General features: G+C 45.0%; 6 protein-coding genes. 3 read left to right on the top strand and 3 right to left on the bottom strand.

Features of this window, described 5'->3' with window-relative positions:
• Nucleotides 1-519: sensor histidine kinase (locus F8R90_RS15245; protein WP_230966334.1), on the top strand; the 519-nt coding region annotated here is incomplete at its 5' end.
• Between the two features lie 93 nt (nt 520-612).
• Here the strand turns inward: F8R90_RS15245 and F8R90_RS15240 are convergent.
• Nucleotides 613-2,238 (bottom strand): hybrid sensor histidine kinase/response regulator, encoded by a 1,626-nt coding sequence (locus tag F8R90_RS15240; RefSeq protein WP_196511438.1) that lies wholly within the window; start codon nt 2,236-2,238, stop codon nt 613-615.
• Nucleotides 2,239-2,240: 2 nt separating this feature from the next.
• Nucleotides 2,241-6,833: a PAS domain S-box protein gene (locus F8R90_RS15235; protein ID WP_196511437.1), complete on the bottom strand. Its 4,593-nt coding sequence runs from the start codon at nt 6,831-6,833 to the stop codon at nt 2,241-2,243.
• Between the two features lie 152 nt (nt 6,834-6,985).
• Here F8R90_RS15235 and ldpA point away from each other — a divergent pair, with 152 nt between their 5' ends.
• Both ldpA and F8R90_RS15225 read left to right on the top strand, forming a co-directional pair.
• Nucleotides 6,986-8,137 carry a circadian clock protein LdpA gene (gene ldpA / locus F8R90_RS15230; protein ID WP_196511436.1) on the top strand — a complete coding sequence of 384 codons (1,152 nt, stop codon included), beginning with the start codon at nt 6,986-6,988 and terminating at the stop codon, nt 8,135-8,137.
• 94 nt (nt 8,138-8,231) lie between these two features.
• The gene (locus F8R90_RS15225; protein ID WP_196511435.1) at nt 8,232-9,965 is read left to right on the top strand and encodes a R3H domain-containing nucleic acid-binding protein; all 1,734 of its coding nucleotides are present in this window, start codon (nt 8,232-8,234) and stop codon (nt 9,963-9,965) included.
• Between the two features lie 226 nt (nt 9,966-10,191).
• Here the strand turns inward: F8R90_RS15225 and F8R90_RS15220 are convergent.
• Nucleotides 10,192-10,375 (bottom strand): transposase (locus F8R90_RS15220; protein ID WP_196511434.1); only part of this gene is annotated, 184 nt, incomplete at its 5' end.

Below are 10,375 nucleotides of genomic sequence, written 5' to 3'. Positions count from 1 at the left end.
GACAGACCACTAGTCACTTGTTATGCAGGTGAACTAAACCAAGTATTTATGCATTTGTTAAATAATGCTATTGATGCAATAGAAGAGAGAGTGGGAAATCAATCTCCAACTCCCTACTCCCTAAGTCCACTTGACGGCAATTCCCTCAATTGGAGAGACCCCATTGCTTTTAGCGTTTCCCCTATGGAGAAGACCACACTGCCTCCCCCACTTGGGGAAATCCCAAGACCGCAGCTCCTCCCTAGCCCCGAAATTCGGATTCACACAGAGGTGACAGAATTGAATATGGTCAAAATTGCGATCGCAGATAATGGCCCTGGTATTGAAGAGTCATTGCGATCGCGATTATTTGACCCATTTTTTACCACAAAACCTGTAGGCAAAGGTAGTGGGCTAGGATTATCCATTAGCTATCAGATTATCGTCCAAAAACACCGAGGAAATATTATCTGCAATTCTTCTGTTGGGCAAGGAGCAGAGTTTGTGATCGAAATTCCCATCGAGCAACAAGAGCATTAGCCAACAGCGAACTCGGTAAATTGTCGTTTGAAGGGAAAATGAAATTTCATCATGCCTTGAGTTTAACTGTTGATTAACCTGTTGGGTCATTAATCACTCTGACAGGCTCAACGGCAATTGAACTGTAAACCTTATCCACCCTTGAGAACTGGTAACTTCAATTGTGCCTTGAAGATATTCCACTAACTTCTTTACTAATGCTAAACCTAATCCTGTACCGCCATTTTGCCAGCGATCGCTTTGAGGAATCCGGTAAAACGGCTCAAAGATCCGAGATTGTTCTTTTTTAGGGATTATCACCCCAGAATTGCTAATTGTGATTTGAAAGTAGGAAACTTGAAGATTATCTAATATACCAGATTCAGCATCCTCATTTATTAGACTTTTTGTGGTGTCAATTACCCGAACATCCACCGTAATCTGTTCATCAGGTGGAGTATATTTACAAGCATTGTTGAGTAACTCTGAGACAATTTCGGTCAGGCTAGCCAAGTCTGAAACTAAAGGTGGTAATTTTGGAGGAATATTAACTTGTAAAGACTGTTGTCTAGCTTGAGCGCGTTCTTGAAAATACTCAGCAACGTGAGGTAGCCAGCTTTGGAGTTCAATTGAAGTTAATTCCAAGGGATAGACATCTGCATCAATCATTCGTATATGCAGCAAATTGTCTACTAAATCTAGCTCTTGTTCACACTGATCGCGCAGGATAGTTAAGTAGCGGGCTACGGATTCAGATGGAGAAAGGGCTTTTAAATTTAAAATGCCTTGCCGATCAAGAATATTTTCTAGCACGGAGATGGCCATTTTGATGTTTGACAAGGGCGTTCGCATTTCATGAGAAGTGGTTGCCAGAAAATCCTCTTTCAACTGGTTCACTCGTTGAAGTTCTGCCACTTGAATTTCTAGTTGTTGGGCACGTTCAGCAGCAAGATTACGTTCTTCAGTTAACCGTCGTTGCGTGTCATCCCGGAAAACTAATACGGCTCCTGTAATTACACCACTATTATTTCTCAAGGGAGTAGCGCTATCAGCTATTGGTATAGTTGTTCCATCTTTAGCAACTAGTAAGACGCGATTGCCTAGATAGATAGTAGTTTCTTGGTGGAGGGTTGTGATAATAGGATTTTCTACCGGAAACTGAGTTTGTTCGTCAATGAGTTTCATAACTTCAGTTAACATCTTGTCTTTAGCTTCATTCCATCGCCACCCTGTCAGGGCTTCAGCTACCTGATTGATGTACTTAATATGTAATTTAGGATCTACTACAATTACCCCATCACCCATTCCTCGAAGCACCGAACTCAAAAATTGTTCGCGATCGTAGCGATTGATTGCTGTTTGAATGGCAACGTAAAGTTCTTGCTCCTTGATTGGTTTGAGAATGTATCCAAAGGGGGTTGTCAGGGTTGCCCGCTCTACAGTACTTTTATCAGAATGGCCTGTGACGTAGATAATGGGGATTTGCAAATGATGCCAAATTTCTTCTGCTGCCTGGATGCCGTCCGTTTCACCCCGTAACCTGATATCCATTAAAATCAAGTTTGGGCGTAGTTCAGTTGCTGTTGCAATCGCTTCTTCTGCCGAATCGGCGATATCTAAAACAACATATCCCAGAGACTCTAAACTTTCTTGTAAATTGATCGCCAGAATATATTCATCTTCAACAACAAGGATTCTAACTGTCTCCTTTGTATGTATGTTTGATCTGATGCCAATCATTTTTATGCCCGGCTCTTTGTAAAAGTAATTTTGAACTGTGTTCCCCGTTGAGAGTCGATTTCAAGCTTTCCACTTAACTGCTTGACTAAACCCTGGACAAGTGTTATGCCCAGCGTTTTAGCTTTTTTAGTATCAAAATTTTCAGGTAAACCAATCCCATTATCTCGAATAATGAGTGTCAAAGTAGACTCGGATTCTTGATAAAACTTAACCTCAATTTCGCCTCTACGATTACCAACAAAGGCGTATTTCAAAGCATTAGAAACCAGTTCATTAATAATTAAGCCACATGGAATGGCGGTTTCGATGTCGAGGCTAGCATTATCAACTTGAATTTTCAGTTGAATCTGGCTAGAGCTGACATTATAGGAATCAAATAAATGAGTTGTCAAATCTGGAATGTATTGAGCAAAATCAATATCAGCGAGGTCTTCAGAGCCGTACAGTTTTTCATGAACTAGAGCAATGGAAGCAATGCGGTTTTGGCTATCACGGAGAATTGCACCTACTTGAGGATCTTGTGTACGTCTGCACTGCATTTGCAGCAAACTGCTGACAATTCCTAAATTGTTCTTCACACGATGGTGAATTTCTTTGAGTAATACCTCCTTTTCTTTGAGAGAGGCTTTGATTTTTTCCTTTGCTAGTTTTTGCTCGGTGATATCTTGTTGGACAGCTACAAGGACGCTTCCATACTCAGGATGCCCAAAAACGGAAGTGGTTGCATTACACCAGAATGGAGTGCCATCTTTTTTAACATTATGGACTTCATAGGTTGCCTCACCGTGTTGAATAACAGCAGTCCTAATCGCCTGATTAACTTCTTTAGGTGTAGTATGTTCATCCCCGTAGTTGACAATCGACACATGCCGACCGATTAATTCACCAGATTCATAGCCAAACATCTGCTCAAATTTAGGATTGGCGTAGACAAACACGCCATCTGTAGCACGAACTAGGCAAATTCCCTCCGCCATATTGCGGGTAATGACTGCTTGCAACTCTAACATCTGTTCAGCACGTTTGCGATCGCTGATTTCAACTACAACAATGCCTATGCTATTGGGTTGATTGGCTTCTGACTGAATCGGAAAATAGGAAGCTAGCCAAGTCCGAATCACACCGGGGAGTTTTGGAGTTTCTCCAGTGATCTCCAAATCCAGAATCGGTTCACCCGTTGTCAAAACATATTGCAATACTTGCTCCAGGTTTGGTGTTAAATCTGGGACAATCTCCCACAGTGTTTTGCTAATATGTGCCGCTGCCGGAATGCCATTAATTTCTGCTAATGCTTCATTAATAAATGAGAAACGCAGTTCTCGATCAAGAATGGTTATACCAACGGGTGCACTATTGATAAAGGCATCCAATAACTTTTGCTTGTGAGCCAGTTCTCGCTCCAGAATCTTCCGTTCTGTGATGTCGATTGCCACCCTACCCACTAGCTTTTGTGCAGACAATCCGAGAATCGGGAACTTGTATACCAAAAATTCACCAAGGGTGCCGTCTGGTCGGGGAGCAACTTCGATCGCTTCAATTACCTGATTTGTCTGTATGACTGTCTGAATATGATCGAAATGCTGCCGAGCAATTTCATCTGAATAGAGTTCAAAAATCGATTTCCCGATCACCTGTTCGGGTAATAATTTAAATGTCCGCAGGTATGTTTGATTTAAGTAAAGTACACGCCCCTCAATATTGGTAATCCAAGCTAGCACTGGGCTGTTGTTCATAAATGCCTGGAACCGGGCTTCACTTTCTCGCAGAGCTGCTTCGGCTTGTTTCTGACCGCTGATATCGATGATAACACCCAGCATCCTTACAGGTTCGCCTGCTTCGTTGTAAACGCCGCGTCCTTTGCCAGTGAGCCAGTGAACACTGCCATCGGGGTAAATTACTCGATATTCAGCTTCATAGTTAGTATGTTGTGCCAGCGCGTAGAGTAAAGCCTGCTCAACTCGGTCAACATCCTCTGGATGAATAGAATTACGCCATAGCTGATACTTCGCAGTTAATATTTCTGGCTCTAACCCTAGCAAGTGAAAATGGTTGTCGTTCCAGAGGACTTCTCCTGTTTGAACATTCCAATCCCAAGTACCAATGTGGTTAAATTCCAAGGTTAGTCTCAGTTGTTCTTCACTTCTAGCTAAGGCTGCTTCGGTTTCTTTGCGTAAGCGAAGCTCATCGTAGACATCGCTGATATCCCGATGAGTACCAGTCATCCGCAAAGGTTTACCCTGTTCATCTCGCATGACAACTTTGCCGTAGTTGGCAATCCATTTGTATTTGCCAGACTGGGTTCGGAGTCGATAGTCAAATTTGTAAGGTACTGAACTATCCTTTAGGTGAACTGTCAAGATTTTCTCAACCCAAGGCAGATCGTCTGGATGAACTAATCGCTTCCAAGTACTCAAATCCTGGGAGAGTTCATCAAAGCTGTATCCGAGCATTTCTAAATAGCGGGGGCTGTAATACACCTCTCCAGTGAGAATATTCCAGTCCCATAAACCATCCCCAGAAGCTTCTAGGGCTAATTGTAATCTCTCTTCACTTTCTCGGAGAGCTATTTCTGCCAGTTTGTGATCTTCTTCGACACGCTTACGCGCAGTGATATCCGTGACTCGTATTAGGTGCATCACATTGCCAGCAACCGTGACTTGTTTGGCTGCTATGTTTCCCCAAAAGGAATTGCCCTGCTTGGTAACATATTCAATTTCTCGACTCCAAAACCCTTGCTGGTTAATTTCTTCGGTTATGGAGGTTAACTCATCAGGGGTGAACTGTTGCTTTTGCAGCGTTTGACCTTCAATATTAATGAGTTCAGCTTTGCTAGAGGCTGCAAATAGCTTCACTGCTCGATCATTACAGTCAGTGGTCAATAATGTTTCTACATCTACTAAAAAGAGGGCATCGGCGGATTCATTATAGATAGCTTCTAGCAAGTCACGACTGCGGATGATTTCTAACTCGGTTTGTTTACGTTGTGTAATATCTAGGACAGATCCTAACAACTTAACTGGCTGCCCTTGAGCGTTATAAGCTATCTCTGCTTTAGCCTCAAGGTAGCGCACCGAACCATCGGGTCGGACAATTCGATACTCAATATTAAAAGGGGTTTCTTGGGCAATCGCTCGTTCAAAATTGGTCTGTAACAGTGCTCGATCCTCTGGGTGAACCAGCTGGAGGAATTCTGCCTGGGTGGGTTCGCTTTGAGTTGGATTTAGACCAAATATGCGAAAAGTTTCCATTGACCAGCAGCGCTTTTTCGTTTCTAAGTTCCATTCCCAACTGCCGACATGGGCGATCTGTTGAGTAGTGGCTAGCTGCGCTTCACTTTGTTGGAGTTTTTCCTCAGCTTGTTTACGTTCGCTAATGTCCGCAAGTGAACCGACCAATCGAACTGGATTTCCTTGTTCATTCCAGATAGCTTTTGCCCGCGATTGAAACCATCGGTAGCTGCCATTCTTGCACCGGAGACGATATTCGACGTTATAATCTGCAACTTGCTGGAGCAAATAAGCCTCTTGTGCAGCCATTACTCTTGTGTAGTCATCAGGATGAATGCGAATACTCCACTCATCATCGCGATCGCTAATTTCGTTGGGTTTATATCCCAACATTGTGAACCAACGGGCAGATCGGAAGGTTTGATTAGTAGATATGTCCCAATCCCAAATTGCCTCATTAGTACCTGCGATCGCTAACTGCCAACGTTCTTCAGTTTGTCGCAAGGTTTCTTCTGCTTTTTGGCGTAAGCGCAGCTCGTCGTAGACATTGCGTAGTGCAACTTGCTGTTCGGTGATATCTCTCCCTTCTGGAATCAACAAAATGACTTTACCTGTATCGTCTAGAAGCGGACGCAGTGAGAAATCAATTGTTGCTACTCGGTTATTTGCACCTAAAACATCAACTTCATAGCGGATAAACTTTCCTTGAGCAGCATGGGCGATCGCTTGTCTTAATTTTTCTTGAGTTTGAGGTGAAATCGTCCACCAGTGTGCTTCCCAAAAAGGGCGATTGATCACATCTCCAAGCTTAAGTCCGCCAAAACTTAGCGCAGTCTGGTTTGCTTCTAGTAAAGTACCATCCGGTGTCAGTAAACCTGTGAATTGGAAAGTATTATTGAAGATAGCGCGGAATCGGCGATCGCTTTGAGGTAATTTGGCAGTGCTTTCTTGCTGCTGTTCTAGCTGCCGCGTTAGCTGTATCCGCTCGATCGCCCCATGAACCGCTTGGCGAAAACTCTCAGGGGTCAGTTTTCCTTTGACTAGATAATCCTGTACTCCATTCTTGATGACTTGGACTGCGATCTTCTCATCCTCCTGTCCAATCAGCAGGATCACTGAAATCTGACTACTCCGGGTTTGCCTGTGTAGCTTATTGAGAAATTCCAGCCCGTCTGTATCTGGCAATTGGTAGTCCAATAGAATTACATCCGGTATTTTCCATTGGTAACCTTGTAGTGCCTTCTCCCCAGACTCAAATTCGTAAATATTGTAGGTGTAGCGATCGTCCTGTTCTAGGAAGCGTCTATATAAAACTCTGTCTTCAGCAGAGTCTTCCACAAAAAATACAGGTGTTGCATGAACTGTCATGTATATCGACCTCCTAAAAAAGCTGGGGAGCAAGCAGCCAAAGAAAACTTTTATTGACCTATGCCCCATGCCACAATCACTGAATCAGGAAATCCGGACTTTTTCTTGATCACAGACTACTATTTTTAGTTGCATAAACGCATAATAGAAGTGTGACTGATCTGTTCGCCCCTTTACAATCTCTCAAACAAGGTCACTGGTTCAAGCTTATCTGCGGAGCCAGCTTCCAACATTTGCCGGCAGTCAGAAGTTTAACGTTAGCCTATACTTTGGCGGGCGCTGACTGCATAGATGTTGCAGCTGATCCAGCAGTGATTGCAGCAGCGCAAGCAGGGCTACAAGTAGCCAAATCTCTGGCTAGGGATGCCCAAAAGCGAGGCTTTGACTACAAAGGCAACTCACCCTTCTTGATGGTCAGCCTGAACGATGGAGAAGACCCCCATTTTCGGAAAGCAGAATTTCATCCTACTGAGTGTCCTACAGACTGCCCTAGACCCTGTGAACGGATTTGTCCGGCACAAGCAATTGTGTTTAACAGTATAAAGAAAGAAGACTTTTCGGGAGTATTATCCGAAAAGTGCTATGGCTGCGGTCGTTGCATCCCAATTTGCCCATACGATATAATTTATACATCATCGTATGTGTCAACGCCGGGAGCGATCGCGCCATTGGTAATGTCAACGGGAGTAGATGCCGTAGAAATCCATACACAAGTAGGGCGGTTGGCAGAATTTGAGCGATTGTGGCAAGCAATTTCACCGTGGGCAGATCAACTAAAGTTACTAGCCATCAGCTGTCCCGATGGCGAGGGGATGATTGACTACCTAAGAGCGCTGTATGACCTGATTGCCCCACTCAAGAGTGCTTTAATTTGGCAAACCGATGGTCGTCCCATGAGTGGTGATATTGGCGATGGCACCACTTTAGCAGCCGTGAAATTAGGGCAAAAAGTTTTGGCAGCTAAGTTACCAGGATATGTGCAGTTAGCAGGCGGCACAAATAGCTATACCGTTGCTAAGTTAAAAGCAATGGGACTACTCAAAGAGGCAGAGGGGCAGGGGGCGGGGGGCAGAGGAGAAAAGTTTTCCCCCTTGCTCCCTGCTCCCTGCCCCCCCTCCTCCATCGCTGGGGCCGCCTACGGTAGCTACGCCCGTGTACTACTGTCACCAATTCTCGAACAGTTAGAGAATAAGGAGGTAAGTAAAACCAATGTCAAGGCGACTGTTCGCCTAGAAGAAGATGAGACATTACTTTGGCAAGCTGTAGAACTTGCCCATTCTCTCGTTTCCCAGATCAAGTCATAGCAGGAGCGTTAATCGCTCGTTCGGAAAATTCCCAGGGCGGGTTCTCCTGCACGCAAATGTCCTCGCTATCTCTAAAAACGTCACCATAGAAAGCATGACGATTACAGACGATCTCCAAAAGTTATTAGACATTTTGCCCCAAGACCTGCGACAAGTACTAGAGAGTCATCCCAAACGAGATAGTTTAGTAGAAGTGGTCTTGGATTTGGGTCGTCGCCCAGAGGCTCGCTTTCCTAATCAAGCTGAGTATCTGAGCGAAGTACCCGTTACTCAAGAACAGATAGATGATTGCATTCAACGAGTCGGAATCTTTGGCGGAGATAATCGGGCAGGAATTGAGCAAACTTTGCATCGGATCAGCGCCATCCGCAACCGCACTGGTAAGATTATTGGCTTGACCTGTCGGGTTGGTCGAGCGGTATTCGGAACCATTGGCATGATCCGCGATTTGGTAGAAACTGGTAAATCGATTCTCATGCTGGGGCGTCCAGGCGTGGGCAAAACTACTGCCTTACGGGAAATTGCCCGTGTTTTGGCGGATGATCTGCATAAGCGAGTGGTGATTATTGACACCTCCAACGAAATCGCTGGGGATGGTGATGTTGCCCATCCCGCTATTGGTCGCGCCCGACGGATGCAAGTGGCTCATCCAAATGAACAGCATCAGGTGATGATTGAGGCAGTGGAGAACCACATGCCAGAAGTCATTGTCATTGATGAAATTGGCACGGAACTGGAAGCTTTAGCGGCCCGTACCATTGCGGAACGGGGTGTACAGTTGGTAGGTACTGCTCACGGAAATCAGATCGAAAACCTGATTAAAAACCCCACCCTGGCTGATTTAGTTGGGGGTATCCAAGCTGTGACACTGGGAGACGATGAAGCCAGACGGCGGGGTTCTCAAAAGACTGTTTTAGAGCGGAAAGCCCCTCCTACCTTCGAGATTGCTGTGGAAATGTTGGAACGCCAACGTTGGACAATACACGAAAGCGTTGCTGACACCGTAGATAATCTGCTGCGAGGTCGTCAGCCTACCCCACAAACGAGAACCGTTGATGACCACGGCAAAGTCGCTGTTACAAGGCAGTTAGCTGTTGTCAACGGTCGCGGTGGGCAGCTAGGGACAGTGGAGGATTCTTTCCCACCGGCACGACCGTCTAATGGCTGGCGTTCATCTGGACAAATGGTAGCACTGCCACAATTGCCTGTAGAGCGGGTGACTGGACGCAGTGAATTTGATCGTTTGCTCGATGAATCCTTCAATTATTCTGAGAGTATTGATTTGGATGCTGCTACCAGACAGCCAGGGCCCAATGGTGAAGATTTGCCACTGCACGTTTACCCCTATGGGGTTAGCCGCCACCAACTGGAACAGGTAATTAGCGTGCTAACTTTACCCGTGGTATTGACAAAAGACATAGATAGTGCTGATGCAATTTTAGCACTGCGATCGCACGTCAAAAACCACGCCAAATTACGCCAAATGGCCAAAGCCCGTCATGTACCAATCCACATGATTAAGTCCAGCACCATTCCCCAAATTACTCGTGGTTTGCGGCGGTTGCTGAACATGGACGACCCAGAAATGGCCGATGACCGAGAACTGCAACTGTTTTTGCACAACGGTAGCGATGATGAGATGGATGCTCTTGAAGAAGCCAGACTTGCTGTTGAGCAAATTGTGATTCCTAAAGGACAGCCAGTCGAGTTATTGCCGCGTTCTCCCCAAGTCCGCAAAATGCAACATGAGTTGGTAGAACATTATCGCCTCAAGTCGCATAGTTTTGGTGAAGAACCAAATCGAAGATTACGGATTTATCCGGCATAACCTCACCCCCAGCCCCTCTCCGAAACGGAGGGGGGATGTCACTAGGAGACACTTAATGTCCTATAGAGAGTTTTCTTTAAGAAAAGTAAAACAAGACTTTAATCTCACCTTAGTAGAAGGTGGGCAGTTTTTACCTTCTATCTTAATGGAGCAAGAGGACTCCCGTTAAGCTTCGCTGTAACGGGAGATGAATTGCGACCAATATAACACTGAGCGCAGCGAATCATTATTTTGGTTGTTCCTGATGCTCAACGTAATTTTTTAATTGTTCGACTGTAACACCCCCACAACTGGCTACAAAATACGCACCAGTCCAGAAATATGGCAAGCCATAGAAGTATTTTGTAGCCAACCAGGGAAACTCTTTACGTATTAGCCTACTACTCACTGTTTTGATATTTCCAATCAGT

This window comes from Nostoc sp. NZL, from assembly GCF_015714705.1.
In the GTDB taxonomy this organism is placed as follows: Bacteria; Cyanobacteriota; Cyanobacteriia; order Cyanobacteriales; family Nostocaceae; genus Nostoc; species Nostoc foliaceum_A.
The sequence above is the reverse complement of the archived record's forward strand: the minus strand, read 5'-3'. Positions and strand labels throughout refer to the sequence as shown.